This is a genomic window from Streptomyces humidus, assembly GCF_014649655.1.
Lineage (GTDB): Bacteria > Actinomycetota > Actinomycetes > Streptomycetales > Streptomycetaceae > Streptomyces > Streptomyces humidus.
Genome location: NZ_BMTL01000007.1, coordinates 264,343 through 286,242, shown reverse-complemented (window position 1 = coordinate 286,242; position 21,900 = coordinate 264,343). Strand labels below are relative to the sequence as shown.

At 70.3% G+C, this 21,900-nt stretch carries 14 protein-coding genes; 10 read left to right on the top strand and 4 right to left on the bottom strand.

Annotation, left to right across the window (positions count from 1 at the left end; all coding sequences use genetic code 11):
• Nucleotides 1-244: 244 nt before the first annotated feature.
• Nucleotides 245-2,563 carry a DEAD/DEAH box helicase gene (locus tag IE239_RS10945; RefSeq protein WP_190149035.1) on the bottom strand — a complete coding sequence of 773 codons (2,319 nt, stop codon included), beginning with the start codon at nt 2,561-2,563 and terminating at the stop codon, nt 245-247.
• A 225-nt stretch (nt 2,564-2,788) separates the two neighbouring features.
• Here IE239_RS10945 and IE239_RS10940 point away from each other — a divergent pair, with 225 nt between their 5' ends.
• The 7 genes from IE239_RS10940 to IE239_RS10910 all read left to right on the top strand — a co-directional run bounded on the left by IE239_RS10940 (nt 2,789) and on the right by IE239_RS10910 (nt 13,255).
• Nucleotides 2,789-3,799: a TniQ family protein gene (locus tag IE239_RS10940; RefSeq protein ID WP_190149034.1), complete on the top strand. Its 1,011-nt coding sequence runs from the start codon at nt 2,789-2,791 to the stop codon at nt 3,797-3,799.
• Nucleotides 3,800-3,976: 177 nt separating this feature from the next.
• The gene (locus IE239_RS10935) at nt 3,977-4,690 is read left to right on the top strand and encodes a TnsA-like heteromeric transposase endonuclease subunit (RefSeq protein ID WP_053744009.1); all 714 of its coding nucleotides are present in this window, start codon (nt 3,977-3,979) and stop codon (nt 4,688-4,690) included.
• Nucleotides 4,687-6,912 (top strand): hypothetical protein, encoded by a 2,226-nt coding sequence (locus tag IE239_RS10930; protein ID WP_053744008.1) that lies wholly within the window; start codon nt 4,687-4,689, stop codon nt 6,910-6,912. The genes IE239_RS10935 and IE239_RS10930 overlap by 4 nt, the downstream gene beginning before the upstream one ends.
• Nucleotides 6,913-6,947: 35 nt before the next feature.
• A complete protein-coding gene (locus tag IE239_RS10925) occupies nt 6,948-8,093 on the top strand; it encodes an AAA family ATPase (protein ID WP_053744007.1) in 1,146 nt (381 codons plus the stop codon).
• A gap of 91 nt (nt 8,094-8,184) precedes the next feature.
• Nucleotides 8,185-9,252 carry a hypothetical protein gene (locus IE239_RS10920; RefSeq protein WP_053744006.1) on the top strand — a complete coding sequence of 356 codons (1,068 nt, stop codon included), beginning with the start codon at nt 8,185-8,187 and terminating at the stop codon, nt 9,250-9,252.
• Nucleotides 9,253-9,638: 386 nt separating this feature from the next.
• Nucleotides 9,639-11,519, top strand: coding sequence for an ATP-dependent nuclease (locus tag IE239_RS10915; RefSeq protein WP_190149033.1), 1,881 nt, complete (start codon nt 9,639-9,641; stop codon nt 11,517-11,519).
• Entirely contained in the window at nt 11,516-13,255 is a 1,740-nt protein-coding gene (locus tag IE239_RS10910) for a UvrD-helicase domain-containing protein (protein WP_053744004.1), read from the top strand. The genes IE239_RS10915 and IE239_RS10910 overlap by 4 nt, the downstream gene beginning before the upstream one ends.
• A gap of 108 nt (nt 13,256-13,363) precedes the next feature.
• On the opposite strand, the gene IE239_RS10905 is transcribed toward IE239_RS10910, so the two are convergent.
• Complete coding sequence (locus tag IE239_RS10905; protein WP_053744003.1) at nt 13,364-14,302, bottom strand: hypothetical protein; 939 nt, start codon at nt 14,300-14,302, stop codon at nt 13,364-13,366.
• A gap of 743 nt (nt 14,303-15,045) precedes the next feature.
• Between IE239_RS10905 and IE239_RS10900 the strand changes: the two genes are divergently transcribed.
• Nucleotides 15,046-17,283, top strand: a complete 2,238-nt coding sequence (locus IE239_RS10900; protein WP_053744002.1) for a hypothetical protein — start codon at nt 15,046-15,048, stop codon at nt 17,281-17,283.
• 111 nt (nt 17,284-17,394) lie between these two features.
• Here IE239_RS10900 and IE239_RS10895 read toward each other — a convergent pair whose 3' ends face one another.
• A complete protein-coding gene (locus tag IE239_RS10895) occupies nt 17,395-18,261 on the bottom strand; it encodes a hypothetical protein (protein WP_053744001.1) in 867 nt (288 codons plus the stop codon).
• A gap of 691 nt (nt 18,262-18,952) precedes the next feature.
• Between IE239_RS10895 and IE239_RS10890 the strand changes: the two genes are divergently transcribed.
• Entirely contained in the window at nt 18,953-20,062 is a 1,110-nt protein-coding gene (locus IE239_RS10890) for an ImmA/IrrE family metallo-endopeptidase (RefSeq protein WP_229878016.1), read from the top strand.
• Between the two features lie 4 nt (nt 20,063-20,066).
• The gene (locus IE239_RS10885) at nt 20,067-21,293 is read left to right on the top strand and encodes a hypothetical protein (RefSeq protein ID WP_159049606.1); all 1,227 of its coding nucleotides are present in this window, start codon (nt 20,067-20,069) and stop codon (nt 21,291-21,293) included.
• On the opposite strand, the gene IE239_RS10880 is transcribed toward IE239_RS10885, so the two are convergent.
• Nucleotides 21,278-21,892 (bottom strand): hypothetical protein, encoded by a 615-nt coding sequence (locus IE239_RS10880; protein WP_053743999.1) that lies wholly within the window; start codon nt 21,890-21,892, stop codon nt 21,278-21,280. The two genes, IE239_RS10885 and IE239_RS10880, sit on opposite strands and share 16 nt — an antisense overlap.
• Nucleotides 21,893-21,900 lie beyond the last annotated feature (8 nt).

The following is a 21,900-nucleotide window of genomic DNA, read 5'->3' as shown; positions in this document are numbered from 1 at the left end:
CGGCAGAGGCGGAGTCGGTACGTACCTGCGAGTTCTGCGGTGCACCCGGCGGCGTCCGTACCGCAAGGACGAGCCGGGAGGCTGGCGCAAGACCGTGTGCGACACCTGCCACGGTGCGTGGTCCGCCCACTACCTCGGGATCATTCACGGTGCTGTGCATGATCGACGCGGATGAAGCGGGTGTGGTCCCCCATGCGTTACCGCTCCCCCGGCGGGCGCCCGGTTTGCCAGAGAGTCGACTGGTTTATGCCAGCGTTCGTGTCCATCGCATATCGAGTGCTTCGAGAGCGTCGAGCTGTTCGCGGGTCAGACGGTAGGGCCGCAGGCGTTTGTCGGAGAGCCATTCCCCGAGGCGGAAGGAGCTGCCGCGGTCCCAGACGACATGGTCATAGGGGACGTTGAGGTGCTGATGGGCGCGCCAGTAGGTGTGGGCGTGGCGCAGGCCGTGGGCGAAGGCGCGTTCGCTCTGGCTGCGGGGCGGGCGCAGCAGCAGGGCGAGCGGGTGGTGGAGCGGCAGGGCTCCGAGGAGGTTGTGCTGAGCGGAGCTCAGGGTGGGCAGGACTTGGAGTTGCTTGTCGAGCCACTGCTCCAGCGGTCGGTCGTCGCTGTCGGGGGCAAGGTCGGGAAATGCCAGTTCGCCGCGGCGGGCGGCTGCGAGAGCGCGTGCGTAGATGCGCCGCCAGTGGCCGTGCTTGTCCCAGTCGGCGTTCCACCAGGGGTTGATCTCGGTGAGGGCCCGCTGGTAGCAGTAGGGCAGTTGCCCCCGGCGGGCCTTGGTGCGGCATGTGTTGATCCAGCGGCCGAAGTCCATGCCCCGGAAGCGTTCCCCCGGGACGGGCGAGAGGTGGCCGTGCTGGGCGTGGTAGCCGCGGGCGATGTCCAGACGGTGCTCGATGCTGGTGCGGGGGTGTTCCCAGATCATGCCCAGCGCGTCGAGCGCTTCGATGCGTTCGGGCTTGAGGCTGTGGTTCATGCGCAGGGAGCGCTGGTTGCCCAGCCACCAGCCGAGGTAGAAGCGGTCGGGGCCGCAGTAGCTGCTGGGGACCTTCAGGTGGCCGTGTTGTTCGCGGTAGCGCCGTGCGCTTTCGAGGCCGAGTTCCCAGATGCAGTTGTGGGGGTCTTCGGCGTACAGACTGAGCAGGGGGATGAGTTCGTCGGCGCGTTCGGGGCGCGCCACCGGGTGCAGGGGGTCGGTGGGCTTGGGGTGGCGCAGGTAGTGGACGCGGTGGAAGACATGCTCGTCGTAGAGCTTGAGGGCGGACAGGACCTGTTGCAGCAGGTAGAAGCGGGTGCCTTTCGCGGCGTCGGCGAGGTCCTGGCCGGGGGCCTTGTAGACGGGAATGATGATGTGAGCGACTTTGTTCTGGCCGGGCACCGGGCGCAGGGCCCGGCCGACGGCCTGGACGATCTGGTACGTGCTGGTCTTGGCGCTGGTGAACAGGACGGAGTCGATGGCGGGGACATCGACGCCTTCGGCGAAGATCATGCAGTTGGTCAGGACGGCCCGCATCGGCTTTTTGTCGCTGGAGGGCAGGGAGGCTTCTTTGAAGGCGCTGACCTGGGTGAGCCGCTCGTAGCGGCTCTGCTCGCAGTTGACGGTGCCGACCTGGAGCGGGCCCTGCATCCGCTTGGGCATCAGGGCAGCCGTCTCGGGGAGGGTCTCCGCGAAGACCTCGGCGGCCTTGATCCGAGGGGAGAAAACCAGGACGCGGCGTAGGTCGTAGTCGTGCATGGCGCGCAGCAGGGCGACCTCGGCGGCCGCCATGCGCAGGCCTTCGGAGTCGGCGGCGAGCATCGGGTTGCGGTTGAGGATGGCGCGCAGGTCAGCGTCTTCCACCTCGATGGCGACGATGCGGTAGTCGGCCAGCAGCCCCTGGTCGATGGCGTCGGCCAGGGAGAGGCGGAAGACGACCGGGCCGTAGAGGTTCAGATCGTCCATCGATGCGACTTCGATGTCGACCGGGAGGTCCTGGCCAGTCTTGGACTCGAAGTTGCGGGGGGTGGCGGTGACGAAGAGCCGGTGGTGGGCGAAGATCTGCTGGCTGTTCAGCAGCAGCGCCCAGGGTTTGGCGAGGTTGCCGGCCGTGCGGTGGGCCTCGTCGCAGACGAGCACGTCCCAGGGCGGCATGTGGAACAGCCGGTGGGCTTCGGCGATCTTTCCCAGCGAGTGGTAGGTCGCGAAGACGCTGACCGGGCCGTCGGCCTGGGAGATCTCCGCGGCGAGTGCGGCAGGGGTGGTGACGGCGGTCAGGACGCCGCGCAGGGCCGGGTCCTTGGGCAGGTCCGGATCTCCGCTGAGGGCGAGGTAGCGGCCGGGGCGGCCTTCTTTGTGCCACTCGCGCGCGGTCTGCTCGAGCAGTTCCAGCGTGGGCACGACGTTCACGGAGGTGCCCGTGGGCGCCATGTGGTGCACGACGTTGAGGGCGATGAAGGTCTTGCCGCTGCCGCACGGGGAGTCGACACGGCAGCGGGGCGCACCGAGGAGGAACTCGGTGACGCAGTTGTCGACCGCCTGCTGCTGGAACGGGCGCAGCGAGGTACGCAACCGGGGTAACTCGGCCATAGCCGTGCTCCTTTCGGGTTTTGGAGGCAGAGGTCCCTCCTCGAGGGTGGAAGGGGGGCCTGCCGCCCTGCAGTGCACAGACGCCCGTACTTCACTCGAACGGGTGACGGGGGCTTGCGGCGGTGCGCGGTCGGGACTGGGATGCGGAGGTTGCGTTGTGCGCGTGATCCCGGCCGGGCCGCGCGCGGCCGGCTTGTGGCGCATGCGGTCCTGGTGGGGGGTGTGATGGCAGACAGGACGGGTGTATGGGGACCGCGCCTGCGGCTGCGGGTGCCCGTGCCGCACCTGGCCGGCGAGTCGACCGGCTCGTTCGTCAATCGGCTGGCACATGCCCACGAGTTGGAGCTCGGAGATCTTTTGGACCGGGTGGGCACGGGCCGCCAACCGGTCAATCCTCGTCTGCCGGCCCTGGCGGAGCTCTATGTCAACCGGGCGGCACTGGATCATCTGGCGGTGCTGTCCGGCCGGACACCGCACCGGCTGCAGCTGGCCCTGACCAACCTCCAGGCCCGTTTTCTGCTGCCGGGAGATGATCCGGCGCGCTGGCAGTGGCCGTTCGAGGTCCGTGAGGGGCATGTGGTGCGCTGCTGCGACCTGTGCGCCCTTGCCCGGGGCGTGGGTGAGGCGGCGTGGCTGATGTGGCCGGATCCGTGGCGGGTGTGCCTGCGTCACCGGCGATTCACGGACGACCACCGCGGCCAGGACCCGCACGTGGTGGCTCTGGAGGGACTGCCGGAGGTGGTGCGTGCGCACGCCGACCGGTTGCGGCTGGAGCGCCGCTTCGGGGCGGCGGGCGCGGAGCTGTTCGCCGACGGCTTCCAGATGGTGGCGCGCTGGTGGGAACGTACGCCGGACGTGTGGAGCTGGACGCAGCGGGCCTGGCGGGCGGGACTGGAAGCGCGGGAGCTGCGCACGGGCCCCCTGGTGATCTATCCGGAGGCCGTCCAGCTGGCGCGGGAGATGCTGCGCTACGAGCAGCGTGGCGAGCGCACGCCTGCGGCGCGGGCGGTGTGGGTGCAGGACGTGCAGCAGCTGATGGCCGGCTGGGGGCTGGAGGACGTGGACGGCTGGGGCGAGCTGGCGCAGTGGCTGGATCACCATGCTCAGCCAGCTGCGGCCCCCTTCGCCGACGGTGCCGGTGGTGCCCGTCGGCGCCGTCGGCGGGTGCTGGCCGTGGGGCACAGCCGACTCGCTGAGCCGTCCGGCTCGTTGCGCGAGCGCTCCTGCATGGTGTGAGAACTGGCCCTCGTCAAGGGCGAGCTGACCGGAAGCGGGTTCGTCAAGAGGGCATCACCCGTTCGAGTGATGCCTGCTTCGGTGCGCTGACCGCTGCGGGCGGGAGACGGTCAGGCTGGCGTCACGGCCTGGTTCGGGGCGACTGCTCCGGCCGGGAGACGCGGAGGGAGGCTCCGGGTGCGTGAGGTGAGGGCGTGGCATCTCGACGACGACGGCCGCTTGGTGTGTGTCGCACCCGAGGCGCTGTGGGGGGTGGCGCTGGAGGAGCGCCAGCCGCCCACGGATCCGGTCGCCTACCACGGCCGGCAGGGCAAACTCACCGACTGGTGGTCGGCGACGACCGGCACGCTGGTGGTGTGCGGGTCCAAGCGGCGCACCTATGTGGCCACCGAGCTGGACTTCGATCCCGCCATCAGCCGGTTCGCCGGGGAGCCGGTCGAACTGCACTGGGAGCAGGGTCGCATCCGGCACCGGTGGCGGCCGGACTTCATCGCCCTGACCCGCGACCAGCAGCGGCAGGCCGTGGTGCTCGCCCCGCACCGGATGGGCCCGCAGTGGCGCGAACGCCTGGCCGCCCTGCGCGAGGTCGCCGCTCAGGCCGGCTGGAGCGTGTGCATGCGCCCGGTGCCGCACGGGGTGCGGCGGGAGAACCTGCTGCTCGTGGCGGACTTCCGGCAGCCTGCCGTCTGCGATCAGGCGCATGAGCGGGCCCTGCTGGCCGCGTTTCGACGGCCGCGCCCGCTGAAGGAGGGCGTCCTGGCCAGCGGAGTGCCCGAGTTCCTCGGTCGCGACCATGTGTACCAGCTCATCTGGCGCCGTCGTCTGGACATCGACTGGAGCCGGCCGCTGCTGCCCTTCTCCCCGGTCTGGGCGGCAAGGGGGCAGCGATGACGGGCACGGTGTCGGGCTGGTTCGAGACCGACCGGGTCTGCCTGGGGGATCTGGTGCGCTGGCGCGGTGGCGTGTGGGAGGTCAGCGCCTTCCAAGGGCGGCAGATCACCCTGCGGCCGCAGTCGGGCGATGTGGCGCCGGTGGACATGCTGTGGCGGGAGGTGGAAAGCGCCCCGGACTTCGCCGTCCTCGACAACGACGGACAGGACGTGGCCCGCGCACGCCTGCCTGCACTGGGCGAGCTGCTGGAGGCCGCCACCCCGGCAGAGCGCGAGAAGGCCCTGTGGTGGCACGAGCACATGAAAGAACTCCACACCGGACTGCGGCCCGGCTCCACCACGGCCCGCCCCGGCTACGACCCGGACACCACCACCTTCAAACAGCGCTGCCAGACCAAGTCGGCCGAACTCGCCGCCGTCGGCATGGAGTTCAGCTGGCGGGCGCTGGATGACCGGCGCCGCGCCTGGAAGGCTGCCGCCGAGAATCCGCTGGTGCTGCTGTACGACGGCCGCAAGACCCGCACCCCCGACCCGGGCGGCCGCACCGACAAGCGGGTCATCGCGCTGATGCACGAGGTCACCGCCCGCCACGCCCGCGAGTCAGGCGGCCGGGTCAACCGCGTGTACGAGGACGTCGAGACCCTCGTCCGTCAGCGCTACCGCCGGGAGTTGCAGGATCCCCGGGAGGCGGAGCGGCTGCTGCTGCCCCGCTCGACGTTCTACACCCGGATGCAGGAGCTCGGGCTGACCGAGCAGCTCAAGAAGACCACGCGTCGGCGCTCACGCGAGGCCAGCAAGCCGCGGCGCCCGTACACGCCGTCGGTGGCGCTGCGGCCGGGCCAGCTGGTACAGATCGACACCTCTCCGCTGAAGATCAAGGTGATCGGGGACGACGGCCGTGCCGTCTCGGCCGAGCTGACCGCCGCGATCGATGTCGCCTCCCGCTCCTGCATGGCCCTCATGATCGTTCCCGTGGTGACCGGGGAGGGAAAGCCGGGGCAGCGCATCGGGGGCCGCGCCACCAAGGCGTTCGATCTGGTGCTGCTGCTGGCGCAGTGCTTCGCCCCGCTGCCCATGCGGCCCGGCTGGGACCCGCTGACCGCGGCCCGCAATTCGGCCCTGCCCTACGGCCAGCTGTGTGCGGCCGACGCCCGCTTCGCCGAGGCCGTCGCGGCCCGCCCGGTCATCCACCCGCGGACCATCGTCATCGACCAGGGCAGCCCCTATCTGAGCGATCACTTCAAGATGGTGTGCAGCTTCCTGGGCATCAGCATCGAATACGCCCGCAAGGACACGCCCACCGACAAGCCGCTGGCCGAGGCCTTCTTCCACGGCTTCGCCGACACCTTCAGCCAGTTCGTGAAGGGCTGGACGGGCCGCAGCTTCGAGCAGCGCGGCTACGGCATCGAACGCCAGCGCCTGTTCAGCATCAACCAGGTACAGGCCGCGGCCGAGGAATGGGTGGCGCTCGACTACCAGCAGCAGCCGCACGAGGGGCTGCGCAGCCCCCTGTATCCGGGGATGGTGCTGTCCCCGAACCAGATGTACGACCGGCTGGTGGCGAGCTACGGCTACCGTCCCCGGCAGCTGACGGCCGAGGACAACCGCAAGCTGCTGGTGCCGGCCTGGGTGACGGTCACCGACAAGGGCGTCCAGATCGACAACCGCACCTACCGCTCCCTCGATGGGCCGCTGTGGGACCTGGAGGGCCTCGACTCCGGACTCGCGCACAAGAACGGCCGGTGGGAGGCCCGTTACAACCCCTACTATCCCGACGTCGCCTGGCTGTATGACCACCGGCTGAGCGGCAGGTGGATCCCGGTGGAGTTCCTCTACCGGCACATGCTGGCCGACCTGCCGTGGACGCACTACCACTGGCAGGACGCCGCCGAGGAATGGGCGCTGGGCGGCGGCAGCCGCGAGGATGAGGTGGCCATCACCCTGGCCGTGAAGGAACGCCACCGCCGCACCCGCCGCGGACCGACCGCGCGGCAGGCGGCCGAGCCCCGCCTGCCGTTCCGCGGCGTGATCCGCCTGGAGACCGGCGACACGTCCGACTCCGCGGCGCCGGTCACGCCGCTGGACCCCGACACCGTTCCCGCCGCTCCCTCGCTGCCCGTGCCGGCCCGGGACATCGACAACGGCCGCTACACCCTGCCCACATGGGCCCCGGCCGACTCCCAGGACGACCCGCCACCGGCCGGCACCGCTGCGCCCGCATGACCCCGCCTCTGGCTTCACCCACCGAGGAGAGCTGAATGAAGACCACCGTGCCCGCCGCATCCGATGCCCGGGCCGAGATCGCCCACCTGGTGCGCACCACGCCGCCCCTGCCCTCATGGATCTTCTCCTGGGAAGGCTGGGACCGGTATGTGCGCACCGAGTTCAATCCACCCGACCTGCTGGACTGCGCTCCCGCGGACGTGGACGTCGACGAGGACGACCCGCGAGTGGACTACCACCGCCATCTGTTGATGATCGACACCGCGTTCCTGAAGGACTGTCTGCTGCGGGCCCGAGGCACCTTCGGTGTCAACGGCAACCGGTACGAGGGCCTGCTGGACATGGTGATCGACGGCCCGGCCGGCACCGGCAAGACGTACCTGCTGCGGCTTATCGGCCGGGAGTTGCAGCGCAGGGTCGAAAAGCACTTCGACGACCGGGTCCCGGTCGTGCACATCACCGTCCCGCACAACCCGGAGAACGAACTCAACTGGATATGGGAGATCGCTTCCTTCCTTGCTCTGGCACCCGAGCCCAAGAGCGAGGCGGAAGCCCGTCAGCTGCGCCGCATCCCCGACCTGTCCCTGCCCGTGCGCACCGTCTTGGAGCGCAAGCAGACCCGCCTGCTGCTGGTCGACGACATCCAGCGGGTCTCCCCCGCCCAACTCGGCCCGATCCTGCACTACTTCGACTTCCTGCGCACCCGGCTGGGTATCACCACCATCTTCTGCGGCACCGGCGCGACCGACATCGTCCATGCCGCCCGCAAAGGCTGCGACCGCCGCGACGAAGCGCTGTGGACCGCCCACCAGCGGCTGCAGCCGGGGGCCACCCCAGCCGACCTGAAGGCGGCAGTGGCCAAGGAACAGAAGGTGCGCAGCCTGCTGCCGGTCACCTGGGTGGACCCGCTTCCCTGGAGCGACGACGCCGAGGGCCAGGCCCCCTTCCTGGCCGTGCTCAAGGGTTACGAGAAGAACCTGCGCATGCGCAAGCTGAGCAAGGACGTGCTCACCCGGCACGCCCAGTACCTGCATGACCGGACCGGCGGCTACTTCCTCTACCTGTCCCAACTCATCTGCGGCGCCGCCGTCGCCGCGATCCTCGACGGCACCGAGGACATCACCCGCGAGCACCTTCAGGCCATCCGCATCGGCCGGGAAGAGATCCTGCCCAGCCGCTGACCACGCCCGCGAGCACCGGGCGGCACAGGTTACAACCGCCCCCGCGCCCGCACCGTTTCCGCCCGCATCCCTCTCCAGGATCGAGCCCACTATGAGCGTGGACCGGACCGGCATCCAGGACGTGCATGCCCTGTGGCTGCAGACACTGGACTTCCTCCACTACAACGCGCCCCAGACGTGGACGGACATGCTGCAGCAGGAGGGAGTGACATTCTTGATGCCGCCCGCCGTTGCGGCGCTTGAGCGGGTGCAGGATCAGGCCGCCGCCCTGGCCAACGCGGAAAGCCGCCGGCTGCGCAAAGCGGACTTGTTCTACATCACGCGGGAAGCCGCCGCGAGCGTCGCAGGGCTGATAGGCGTCCCGTGCATCGCCCAGATCGCCAGCATTGTGCCCTCACCCTCCGGGCTGATGGTGTGGGAAGAGCCGCCGGTGCACATCGAGAGGGGTGTTGTGCTGCGGGCCGTGTCCTGGGGGCCCGCCTATGACGGTGGCACCTGGTGGTCCTGGTGGACGGATACGGCAGCCTGTGTGCGCGCCAGCATCACCGAGCCGAGCATGCTGATGATCCACGGAGGGCTGACCTTCCACGAGGAGGTCCACACCGAGCCCGACTTCTGGCCGGTGCAGGCCGATGACCCCGCGCTCCCGGAGCACCTGCAGTTCCGTGCCCTGCTGTTCACGTGGATGGCGATCTCCTGCGGTCTTCTGGTGTACCGCGAGTCCGTGGGCCCCAGCCAGGACATCTGCGGGCATCTGCGCCGCACGGGTATGGAGTCCCGGGCGGTGCACCGTGTGATCCCGGCCAGCAGCAGCGACCGGCCGGAGCTGGCGCAGATCCTGCGCCGCCAGCTCCAGCTGGACGGAAGGGGCATCGAGGAGCGGCCCTATACGGGGTACCTGCCGGCGCAGTTGGCGCCGTGGCACGTCTATGTGCCGGGTCTCGGGCACCGCCTGATCGTGGAGATCCCCTCTCTTGAGCCCGGGCAGACCGCGGTTCCCACGCTCGGCGCCAGCCGGAGGGTCGGCAACCTCGCATTCGCGCCGGTCAGGACGGTACTGCGCCAGGGCTGGCAGTTCCACAACGGCTATGTGCAGTCCCTGCTGCGCTACGAGCCGGAGTTCGGACTGCTGACGGAGCCCGGTGATGAGGAGTTCTGAACGCTTGCGCACCCCACGGCACCCGTGACCGCTGTCTCGGGCAGCTACCGGGCCGGGCCTTCCCCCACAGACCAGCCCCGGCCTGCCGGAAGCGAGGGTGGTCTTGCCGACGGGCATCACCAGGCACGGCGCTGTTGCGGATCGGCTCCGGGGACGACTACCTGCAGCGCCTGGTGATGTACGTGGCGTTCCTCCTGGATGCCCGGTCCGCGACTCACGTGGAGATGGGCCCGGCCCCACGGCATCTGGCACTCCTGTGGCGCGGGCCGTCATCTGCGCTGACCGCTTTGGTTTACGACGAGTTCTGAACGCTGCGCCAGACAATGCCCACTATTATCCGATGATCGCTATTACTCAGAGTGACGTGTCGGGGACGGGGGCGGGCGGTGTACGTGTCCGAGGTGCTGGTGGAGCGGTTCCGGTCGTGCGAGCGGGTACGGATCCCGCTGCGGCCGCAAGTGACGGTCCTTGTCGGGGAGAACAACGCGGGCAAGTCCAGCGTGATCGATGCGATGCGGCTGCTCACGGATCCGCTGGACGGGCGCCGGGTGCGCTATTTCGAGGAATCCGACGTTCTCAAGGCCGCGGCCGCGCTGGGCGGGCCGAGCCTGCAGCTGGACCTGGCCGGCATCGGCCCGGCACACAGCGGCGCGTATCTGGAGGCGCTGCTGCCCAAGGGGGCTCCCGACAGCCGTACCGCACGGTGGCAGGTGTCCTGGACACCACCGCAATCGGGCGGGCGGCGCGGCAGCACCGTCTGGGCGCAGGGCGCGGGTCTCCCGGTCACGGGGGAACCTCCCGCACGCGGTGGCGTGCGGCATGTCTACCTGCCTGCGCTGCGCGATGCAGAGCGGGAGCTGGCGTCGGCCGGCGGCGACCGGGTGCGGATGATTCTCCGCGGGCTGCTGGGGGACGACGAGCAGGTCGATGCCTTCGTGGAACGGATCGGCACCGAGCTGAAGAAGGTGGCCGCGGACCCGGACGTGGCCAGGGTCGGCGAGAAGATCAACGAGCCGCTGCGGGACCTGACCGTCGGCGCGCATCCCCAGATGAGTGAACTGGCCCTGGCCGAACCCACGTTCACCTCGATCGCCCGGTCGCTGCGGGTGTTGTTGGGCGATGCCTCCGCGCAGCCGTTTCCCCTGTCCGCGTCCGGGCTGGGCTACGCCAACACCCTGTTCATCGCCACGGTGATGGCGGAACTGGACGCGGCGGCCGAGGCCGACCTGACCGTGCTGCTGGTGGAGGAGCCCGAGGCGCATCTGCATCCGCAGCTGCAGACCCTGCTGCTGCGCTATCTGCAGCAGCGGGCGCGGGCCTCGCGCCGCCGACCGCCCGGCGACCCGGCTCAGCCGGCGGGGCACCTGCAGGTGGTGGTCACCACCCACTCCCCCGTTTTATCGGCCGCGGCCAGCGTGGAGGATCTGGTGGTCATGGCCCGGTGCCCGGGCGAGCTGTCCGACGGCTGGCAGGCACGGCCCCTGCCCATTCCCCGGCTGCAGTTGAGCCAGGACCGGGTGCGTCATCTGGACCGCTACCTGGACGCCACGAAAAGTGCCCTGCTGTTCACCTCGCGGGCACTCCTGGTGGAGGGCATCTCGGAACTCCTGCTGCTGCCCGCGCTGGCCCAGCGTGTCCTTGCCGCCGGCGAAGGCGTCGGCGACCAGGCGGCCCGGGAAGCGTTCGAGGCGCTGGAACGGTTCTTCGGCACCACCCGGGTGATCGTGGACGGCGTCGGGTTCGAGGTCTATCTGCGCGTGCTGCTGGCGCCCGTCGACGGCATGTGTCTGGGCCGGCGGGTGGCGCTGATCACCGACACGGATGTGGCACCCGGACAGCCGGAACCTTCCCGGCTTCAGTCGCTGCGGGAACTGCCGCGGCGCTGGGGCTCTCCCGGCACGCTGCACCTGGCTGCGGCGCCCCGGACCCTGGAGCCGGCCCTGTGGTCGGCCGACAACATCCCCGCATTGCGGGCGGCATTCATCCGCTGCGCACCGCGCTCGGAGGACCGCTGGGACCACGTCCTCGAAACAGACGATCCCGCCCTGGCCTTCGGGGAGCTGTTCGTCACCAAGACCAGCCGGACCCTCCCCGGCGCGGACGGAGACCTCGCGAAGGGCACCAAGATCTCCAAGGGGCGGTTCGCCCAGGAGCTCGCCGACGTGCTGGCCGACCCGGCGGTGGCGTTCACCGTGCCCACCTACCTGGCGGACGCCATCCGGTTCATCACCTCCCCGGGCAGCACCACGGCGGTGAGCACCCCGTGACGTCCCCCTCGGTGCGGGCCGGCGCCTTGACGCAGCAACAGGCCGCCGTCGCCGTGACCGCGCCTGCCTTTGTGCCGGCCTGTCCGGGCGCGGGCAAGACGCATGTGATCACCAGCCGGCATTTGCAGTCGCCGCGTCGGCTGCTGCGGCAGGGACGTGCCCTGATCTCGTTCACGCGGGTGGCCCGGGACCAGATGGCCCGCCGCTGCCGCCAGGCTGGCCGCGCCGACCTGGTCCAGGCGCCGCACTTCATCGGCACGCTCGACTCGTTCCTGTGGGAGTTCCTGGTCAAGCCGCGGCGTGCGGCCGAGCCCGTGCCCCGCCTGCTGGAGTCGTGGGCGAGCATCAAGGCCCCGGTGGAAGGCGTGGACCGGGAGATCTCCCTGCACCGCTTCCCCATGACCCTGGATCCCTCGCCCATCCCGGCGCGCGAGGCGGTGGCCTGGGACAAACTCGACTACGACACCCGCCAGCTCATCGAGGCCAGTGCCTGCAGCCAGCAGACGTGGCAGGAGAAGATCTTCGCCACCCGCAAGGCGTGGTGCGAACAGGGCTACTTCACCGGGCACGAAGCGCGGGTGCTGGCCCTGTGGAACCTGCGCAACCCCGAGGCCGCTACCGCGCTCCTGGGACCGCTGCGCTCCCGATTCGCGGAAGTCGTCGTCGACGAGGCCCAGGACTGCTCCGCCGCCGACCTGGCAATCCTCCAACTCCTGCACGACGCCGGCGTGCCGCTCGTCCTCGTCGGCGATCCGGACCAGGCCATCTACGCCTGGCGCGGCGCCGAACCACAGGCACTTCACGCCTTCGCGGCACGGCTGTCCCCCACCGCTCACCCCCTGACGGGCAACTGGCGCAGCTCCCCCGTCATCTGCCGCCTGGCGGCCACCCTGCGCACCGGGCAGCGCCCGCCCGACACCTCCGTCGTGCGCGACGACGACGACATCCCCGTCCTGCTGCTGCCCATCCAGTTCGCCACCTCTGGCAGCCGCCACCTGCACGCCCCGACCGGCACCGGCATCGTCGACGCCTTCCGCACGCTCGCCGAGGAGTACACCGTCCCGGCAGAGAACTGCCTGGTGACCGCCTACAAGTACGCCACCTTGCCGGGCATCACCCGCGAGAAGCCCAACACCAACACGATCACCAGCCTGGCCTGGGCCCGCACCGTCGCCCACACCCCGGACGCCTCCGGCGACGACCTCACCCGCGCCTGCACGATCGCCGTGCGCGTCCTGTTCGGCTACTGGTACCCGGGCGAGACCGGTGGTCCCGACCGCATCATGGCCACCCACCGGCTCTCGGCCGGCCAGGTCAACCGCACGGCCTTCGCGTTCCTGCACAGCCTGCCCCCGCCCCACAGGGAATGGGCCCCGCAGGTATGGCAGGCCATGAAGGCCTGGCCCGCCCTGCCCGGGGCCGCTCCGCAAGGCAGCAAAGGCCGCCCCGCCGGAAAGCCCACGATCTCCCGGCCCCAGGCGGCCACCGGCTTGCGCACGAACACCGTCCACCAGCTCAAGGGCGACCAGGCAGACGGCGTGCTGCTGTTGCTGCCCGATGCCGGGAGCGTCCAGCGCTGGGCCACCGCGGACCCGGCCACCGACGAAGTGCTGCGCATCTGGTACGTCGCCGTCACCCGCGCCCGCCGCCTGGCCGCCGTCGCCCTGCCCGAACAGGAGACCGACGCGCTGGCCCGGCTGCTGACCGAGCGCCAGGTACCGGTCCGCGTCGCATGACCGTTCGTGTTGTCTGTTCCCGCTTGCGGCGGGGGCAGACAACACGAGCCTCGCGGCAGCCGGGCCGTCGCTGCTTCGGCAGATTCTTGCGAGGAACCCCAGGGCTCTTTAGTCCCGGGTCGTTGACGGCTGCAGTCGTGCCCGTACGGTGAAGATCTCCTGTGCCTGCACGGCGTGGATGAGCGACTCGAAGCCGTCGCTCCACAGGCCCAGCACCAGTACTGATCCGGCGCGTTGGGCCGCGTCGGTCCATTCGCTGGTTGCCTCGGCAGGATGCTCGCCAGAGCCCAGAGTCAGGTTCTGCCCGTCCCTGGAGACTCGGCGTACGCCCCAGGGGTGGAGGGTCACGGGGTGCTGCTGCAGGACCCAGTCCATCACGTCGGGCAGTGTGTTCCACGTGTAGAGGGGGAAGCCGCAGCGTTCGGAGAGGTCCTCGATGCTGCCGGTCATGTCCGGTGAGGTGAGGGTGAGTGCCGGGAAGGGGCCTTGTGGTGTGGGGACGAAGCCGGTGCGGCCGGCCCGGTAGTCCAACGGGGGCGCCGGGGTCAGATTGATGATCATAGCGGTGAGGTCGGTACCCGTGTCCCCGCTCAGATGCGGGATCAGGGCTGTCCAGATGTCGACCAGATCCTCGAGGAAGCTCTGGCGCTGGACTGCTCCCAGGCCAGCGGTGAAGTCATAGGTGTACGGGGGGTATTCGTGCGGCTGGACGTCGTTGCAGAAGATGTAGGTGATGGAGGAGAGTTCCCGGTTCGGCACCTGGGGCAGGGAGGCGGCCAGCACGGCCAGGACCAGTGAGTCCCCCAGCATCAGCCGGGCCATGGCGGACGCCCGGCAGGGTTTGCAGTCGGCCAGTCCGGCTGCGATGGCCGCGGAAGCGGCAGACATGTCGGCGGTGCGGGACACACCGAACGGTGCGCCGCTGACGGTGATCAGCACCGGGGCGGGATGAGCATGCAGGGTGCCGGCGTTGGCCGAGGTGTAGGAGGAGCCGGCGCTGCGTGCAGTGCGCCGCGCCCGGCGTTTGCGGGCGTGGTCTTTGGGCATGGCATGGCCTCGAGTTCTGCGCGCCAGTCCCATGATCCAGTGCGCGAATGTCGAGCGCCTGCGGACCTGATGGTCTCTTCGTGGAGTGCTGTGGTGCGTGCGCAGTTGATGCAGCTCCGCCGTGCCGTGGCACGGGCACCTTTACGGTGTGGGGCCGTTCATGGGCCGGTCCCAGTTTGGGCCGATGCGCTCGGCCTACGGGAAGGTTACCGTTCCGCCGATCGGCCAGGGGGCCGATTCGCACCGTTGGCGGCGGAATCTTCAAGCACATACGGGCGTGATTCCGTGCGAGGTACCGGGTGGCTGGTGGCGTCCTGTCAGAAGGCCCGGAGCGTAAGCGTCGTGTTCCACGACGAGCGGGGAGTCGGCATCAGCCAGCGGGGACGAGGGACGTCTGCGCGGCCGGGAGAGAGCCGCCGCGAGCGAGGGCTCCCAGTGCTGCAGCTCGGCGTTCTGCCCTGCCCGCGAGCGTGATCGCCATGGGCCGCCTGCTCGGTCTGAGCGCACCCTACGGCAGGGCAGGCGCAGCCTGTTTCGGTGGCCCTGTGCCCTGCCGCTCGGCGTGCCCGCACTGTCGGCATCAGCCCCGGTCACGGGGCACCGCCCGTGGAGGGGTCTGTCCATTTAGGGCCTTATGAGATCAACCGGCCCCTCGTCGGCCTGCCGCGCGTTAGGGTCAACTTCCGCCTGGTCGGAGCGGTTTGAGGTGGTGACGGATTTCATTCACGGGGGGAGTCTGCGGGATGTACGGTCAGCTGACGTCGGACGTGCCACTCGGTCCGTTCGAGGGCACGACGATCACCGTATGGTCGGGTCAGGGCAAGCAGGCGAAACTGCATGCCACACCGTCGTGTTCGTATCTGCGCTCGGCTCGCGGCGTCGAACGGACGGTACATCTGGATGCCGCCGTGGTCGGGCGGATGTGCCCGCAGTGCGGCACCTACGGGTCCTGGGCACGTCCGGGCACGGGTCTGGCGGTGTTCCTGGACACGCTGACCGGGCTGGGTCTGCTGTACGAACTGGACAGCTTCCGCGATCCGGACGAGGACGCCTTCGAGGACGAAGAGGTCCGGCACGCGGCCGCCGTGCTGTACAAGCCCGTGGCCGACACTCCGGCAGTCCCTGGCGAACAGGACGACGCGGAGGACGACGAGGACGACACGTGGGAGGAACGGCAAGAGGCCCAGCGTGTACGCGAGTCGGTGCTGCGGCAGTGGGGCGGCGCGCTGGCGAGCATGCACCGCACGCACCGGCAGCTGGCGCTGTTCCCCTGGCTGCGGGCCTGGGCCGGGGCAGCTCTCGAAGCGAAGGCCGGGTATCTGCGCGTCCTGCAGGAGCAGGCCCAGCTGCTGGTCGCCGAAAGGGCGCTGTTGGCGGCGACCGCGGCGGCCGCCATGACGGAGCCGGATGTTCCCGCCGACGAGCCAGCCTTCGCGCCGCTGGGCGACCCCGGCGAGGCCCGCCGGCAGCTGCTGTCGCTGTGGCGGCGGTGGCGCAGCGCGGTCGAGGACAGCTGGGACGACCCCCAGCAGCAGACCTACGTGGTGCATCATCTGACCGACACGATGGGCAGCCGCCGCAAGGGGCGCGACCAGATGCTGGAGCGGGCCCGGGCAGTGGTGGCCGGCTGGGAGGCCGACGTCCGAGCGGCGGCCGGCGAGAGGCACGGCGATCGGGTTGTGGTTGCTCGTCTTCCTCACGATGCGGCGGAGCGCGGCTCTGGCAGGTCGCTTGTTGACCGGCTGGGTGAGTGGGAGCTGGGGGTGCTCGCCTCGTACACGGCCGACGTTGTCTGGGAGCCGCAGTCCGTCATCACCGTGCGGGTGCCGGAGCCGGTGGCCGTGCGCCTACTGACGCAGCATCACACACTGTCCTACAGCGAGCCGGAGACCGACGAGGCCGACCAGCCGGCGGCGCAATCCCCGGCAGACCCGCGGTCCGCGACCGGATCGGGCGTCGGGCCGGGGGTGTTCGACGACACGCCGGTCCACAGCAGGCATCTGGTCACCGGCGAGCACCTGCGCGCGCTGCGCGCCACGATGCGGGATGCCGAGCAGCTGTACGTGGTGTTCTCCGTCGGCGGCGGGCTTGAGGTCGTGGCACTGAGCGTCCTGGAGGAACGGTGCGCTGCGGGATGGCAGGGTTCCATCATTGCCGGCGCAAGTGACCTGCCCGACGCCCTCTTCGCGCCCCGCCAACCCTCTCCCGGCCAGGAAGAGCCCGTCTGGCCCGCCCGTATCCACGATCCGCATCACGAGGCGTTCGGCAGCCACCTGAGCACGGCAGAAGGCGAACGGGTGCTGGTGCGGCTGCGCGAGGGGCGACGCGACACCGATCACGCGCTGCGTTCTCTGGCCCTGGCCCGCGGCGTGGCCGACCTGCGCCAGCTGCAGGCTGTCGGGTACGACGACCGGGATTTTCCGCGCCGTCCCTTCGCGTCGGCGGTCTGGCACGGCCTGCTGGCCATGGAGCAACTGGACCTGGAACCCTTCGAACCCGACACCGACACCGGATGGCAGCGTGGGTCGGGGCTGCCGCTGGGCGTGCTCGCCGGGGTGCAGGCCTACACCTCGGACGCGGAGGGTCGCTATCAGGGCCGGGCCCACTCCCCCGACTGCAAGCACCGGCGTCCGGAGCACGGCGTCAGCCGCGACGACGACCTGGTGACCATCGCGGAGCTGCTGGGCAACAAGGGCTTCGACCCGTGCAGCAAGTGCGGCGGGTATGCCGTGCGCCGTCTCAGCCAGGACCAGGTCGCCTACTACCGTGCCGCGCACCGGCTGCACAGCCTCACCCACCAGGTGCACTCCGCGGCAGCCCGCAACAACGGCACGGGCAGTGCTGAACTGGCAGCACAGCTGAGGGAGTTCGCCGAGCTTGACCGGCGGACTGCCAACGCGTGGTTCCCGTTGCGGAAGGAAGCCCGCCAGTGGCGGCAGACTGTGAACGCTCTGCTGGGTGAGCTGCCCGGGCCGGCATGACCGCAGACAGGGCCCCGTCGCCCGGCGGTGCCGGCGGGCAGTGGCCACTGGACGCCTCGACCGCCGGGTGCCTCTGCCGGCGCGCGGGGCAGAGCTTGGGTGCCGGTGTGTTCAAGCCGGGCTCAGCAGCACCTCTTCCAGGTCCTGCCAGGTTGGTGGCGGTTGGGCTGCAGAACGCACGACGGTGAGCAGGCGTCCGTCGAGGCAGGCGTCGAAGCGGCCTTCGGCCCGGGCGAGGCGCTCTCGGACACCAGCCTGGGGTGGAGGCTGCTGGGCCAGAACGGCCAGCAGCACCTCGTGCTGGGCAGGCCCCAGGGCGTCGGCAGGCACCCAGGCGCCGCGGACGGGAATGTCGGCGAGTTCCGCGTCGAGTTCGGGGGCGGTGTCGTACAGCTCCTGCACCAGGCGGCCGGTCCGTGAGAGCGGGTCGGCCGTGGGCTGGGTGCGGGCAGCGACGGGCACCGGCACCATGGGCTGCAGTGCGTCCGTGGCGGGCGGGGGTTCAGGATCGTCGGCCGGCATCTGCCCGAAGGGGTCCTCTGGTGGTCTGCGCCGTCGCTCGCGCATGGGAAAGCGCCACTGGTGGCCAGCGTTCTGCCGCTTCCATCTGACGTCCAGTGCGTCGTCCCAGCGTTCGTCCTGTGGAAGGAAGATGTCCACGGCGACGCCGGAACAGCCGATCCAGACCCAGCTCATGAAGTAGGCGTGGTCCCGGTGGGAAGCCGACCAGAGGGCGAGTTCCTGCAGTCGGCTCTTCTGCTCGGCGAGCGGCTGTTTCGGCAGGAGTGTCTTGGGGCGGCGGTGTCGGCCCCGGGCCTCTCCTGCGACCCGGCCGCTGGGGAGATGGAACAGCAAGTCCGGTCTGACACCGCCCTTTTGATAGCCCGCCAGCAGATGGCCGGGCAGTGCGTCGAAACTGTGCAGGGCGTGCGCTGTGTTGTCCCAGGCGAAGAGTGCTTCGCTCGCCGCCGTCAGCATGCCCAGGCCTGAGCTTTCGGCGACGAAGCCGCGGATATGCCGCGAGCTCGCCGTGAACGCGCGGTGATCGACCCGGAGTAGGCCTGTCGGCCCCGGCGGCATGGAGGTAGCTGGCAAGGAGACGGACCTCGAGCTGTTTGGTCCGGTAGTCGAGGACGCGGTTGTGGTCGCAGGCGAGCGCGTTGATATGGATGAGCCGGGCCAGCCCGACCGGCAGCTCGCCCTGCCCGACCTCCGTGACGGTCACCACCGGCTCCTGCACCTGGAACTGCCACACCCGGGCTCGAACCGTGTTCACTTGCGCATTCCTCTTCTCGTCTGCGCCGCACCGCGCGCCGTTCCCGTCCGTGGCCCCGACGTGATGTGGTGCGCAACTCCCCCGTGCCGTCGGGGCTTTCACATCGTGGCCGTTGGTCCAGGACCACCCTGCGCGTGTCGGCCTGCTGCCTGCAGGCCAGCTGCGCAGACAATGCCGTCACTCACAGGCACGGATCCCCTCCAGGTCCTCCTGAGTCCTGCCCTTGACCGGATCACCGGGTGGCAAGCGGGGGCGGCTGCGTGGTTTCCCGTCTGCTCCATGACCCTTTCGGCAGAGGGCTGTTGGCTGTGACGGAGTCCATCAGAAAGCCGAATCAGCCCCGGAATATTCCGTGTTAATGTTTTGAGGTCTGATCTGAGGCGGTGGGGTGTGATGGCGTCCGGTGACCTGCAGGCGCATCCCGGCATGCTCGCGCTCGCGCGCGAGTCGCGGGGCATGACGCAGGTCGACGTGGCCGCGGCCATGACCAAGGCCGCGCCTGCCGGGGCCGCGGTGGTGTCCCAGGGATATGTCAGCCGCGCGGAATCGGGACGCCTTGTGGTCGCCGACGACCGTCTTCAGCTGTATGCCGCCGCCCTGGGCTACCCGGTAGACCTGCTGTGCCTGGATCCCCGGGTGAGCGGGGTGGGGGTGGGACTGATCCATCACCGCAAGAGAGCCTCTCTGTCGTCCTCGGCGCTGCGGCGCGTCCACGCCCAACTCGCCCTGGTACGGCTGCAGGTGACGGGTCTCGCGCAGGCCGCCGCGGCAGCGGACGTGCCGCACCGCTTCTCCCGCGTGCTCCTCGATGACTTCACGACGGCCAAGGATGCGGCCCACCAGGTGCGCCGCGCCTGGGGCCTGCCCAGGGGCCCGGTGGCCGATGTGATCGCCGCGATCGAGGAGGCCGGCGGCTTGGTCGTGATGCGGAGTCTCGGCAGTGAGCTGCTGGACGCGGTCAGTCAGTGGGACGACCTCCAGGTCCCGCTGGTCCTGGTCAACGACCATGCGCCGGGCGATCGTTGCCGCTTCAGTGTCGCGCACGAGCTGGGCCATCTGGTGATGCATCCCGCGCCCGGCACGTCGGGCGAGCAGGAGAAGCAGGCCGACGCGTTCGCCGCGGAGTTCCTGATGCCCGCGGCCGATATCCGGCAGGCGTTCGCGGACGGTGTGGACTTGGCGCGGCTGGCGGAGCTCAAGCGCGTCTGGCGGGTGTCGATGAGCGCGCTGCTGCGGCGCGCGCTCACCCTGAACGCCATCACCGAATGGCAGTACCGGACGGTGATGGTGGAGATGTCGGCGCTCGGCTACCGCACGGCCGAACCGGTCGAGGTGGAGCCGGAGCGACCCACGCGCGTCCCGGCTCTGGTGGACACCCTGTTGTCCGACCGCGGCCTGGCGATCGACGAGGCGGCCGCGTGCGCCCGCCTGCTGCCCGAGGACTTCAAGCGCCTGTATGTGGCAGGCGACCGCTCGTTATCCCCTGAGCCGCTTCGAAGGTGAGGACATGATCGACCCGTCTGCTCCGCTGCCGCGTCCGCGCTCCGATCTCACCGACCCTCCCGACGCGCCGCAGGCCCTGTCCGGTGCGCTGAGCGTTCTGCAGGGGCGCATGCTGCTGCAAGTGTCTCCTGCCCGTGTCGGTTATCTGCGCGGACAGCTTGATGCGGGCCGCAGCGGGCTGGTGCTGTGCGGGAAGAACGCGCTGCGGAAGGCGAAAAGGCTGCGCGAGGAGGAGCAGTTCAGCGGGCCGCTGCTGGTCGATCCGGCCGTGTACGAGGTGCGGGCGGCCAGCGAGGAGGAGCCGTTCCCGCCCGCGTCGGAGGACACCTTCGCCTTCGACGATCCGCTCGAGGTGTCGCTGGCGGAACAGCGGGCGGTCGGCGTTACCGCGCCAATGACCCCGACCGGCTACATCCACGCCGAGGACTCCGATGCCCTCAAGGCGGCGGTGCGGCGGGTGGCCGACCTGGACGATGCACAGGTCGTCTTCGCCGCGCCGGTCGACGTGGGCTGGCTGCGGGAAGAGGACGCGGTGCAGCAGCTGATCGCCTGCCTACGGCTGGTGAAGGGGCCCAAGGCGATCATGCTGGGTGGGCAGAGGGATCCTCTCACGCGTCACGCACGGGCCGTCGACCACCTGCGGCGGGTGATCGAGGAAGTGCCGGGAGCGGCGTTGCTGCGCACCGATCTGGCGGCCTTCGGCGCGCTGGCCGCGGGGGCGACCTTCACGGCGTTCGGTGCCGGCAGCCGGCTGCGGCACATCGTGGCCCCGGGCGAGAAGGCCGAATCCAGCAAGGGCTTCTCCATGTCCCCGCACGTGCTGTTTGCCGAGCTGATGGACTTCTTCCTCGGCAAGACCCTGGCCGACCGCTTCGCCGGCGCCCCGGCCCCCATCTGTGGTTGCGCGGTGTGCGAGGGGGTGTGGGCGCTTGATGAATTCGCCAGCAATGCCGGTGAACGGCCGGCACGGGCCGCCGCGCACAATGTGGCCGTGCTGATGGAGTGGCTACGCACGCTGACTGCGATCACTCCCGGGCTGGCGCGCCAGCAGTGGTGGCACGAGCGCTGCCGCGCGGCGGTGGAGCGGTATCCGCTGGTGAACGCGCAACTGCGGCAGCCGGACGCCTTCAAGGTGCCCCAGCAGCTGAGGCGGTGGGCGCTGGCCGCCCCGGCCTCGGTGGCGAACGGAGCGAACGGGCAGGCGGCGGCCGACCATCAGCGCAGGAGCTGATACAGCTCCTCGACGAAGCACCACGCGGCGGCGGTGTGCCGCTGCGGCCGGTACTCCTCCGGCGCGAGCATCATCTCCACACCGTGCTCGGCGGCGAGGAACACGCCGATGCCGTAGAAGTCGGCCTCGGCCAGCAGCTCTTCCAGATGTGAGGGGCGGCGGGTGAGCAGCATGGCGCGACGGCAGAACGGCGCGAACCGGCCCGCGTCCCGCAGTCCCTGGCGCCACCCGGCGGCGCGCACCACGACCAGGTCCACGCGCACCGGCCGGACCGCGCGCCGGGTCACCGTCGTGCGGTCACGGTCCGCGGCGCCCGCGGGCAGGGCGCGTACGGCCCGCCGCTGGCCGGCCTCGAACGAGGCGAGGGGAACGGGGATGCCCACCGGCAGCGTCAGGAGGGTCTCCAGCGCCGCCATCCGATCCAGCCGTCCTGCGGCGACGTCCTGGCGCCGGGCGTGCTCGGCGGCATCCAGCCGGTGGAAGAACAGGGCCTCGGTGCCCCGCAGGGAGGCGGCCTTGGTCTGGGTGCCCGCCTCCAGCAGGGCGGCCGAAGCCGTCCGCACGGAACGGCCGATCACGGAGTTCGCCAAGGTCACCATGGCCTCCA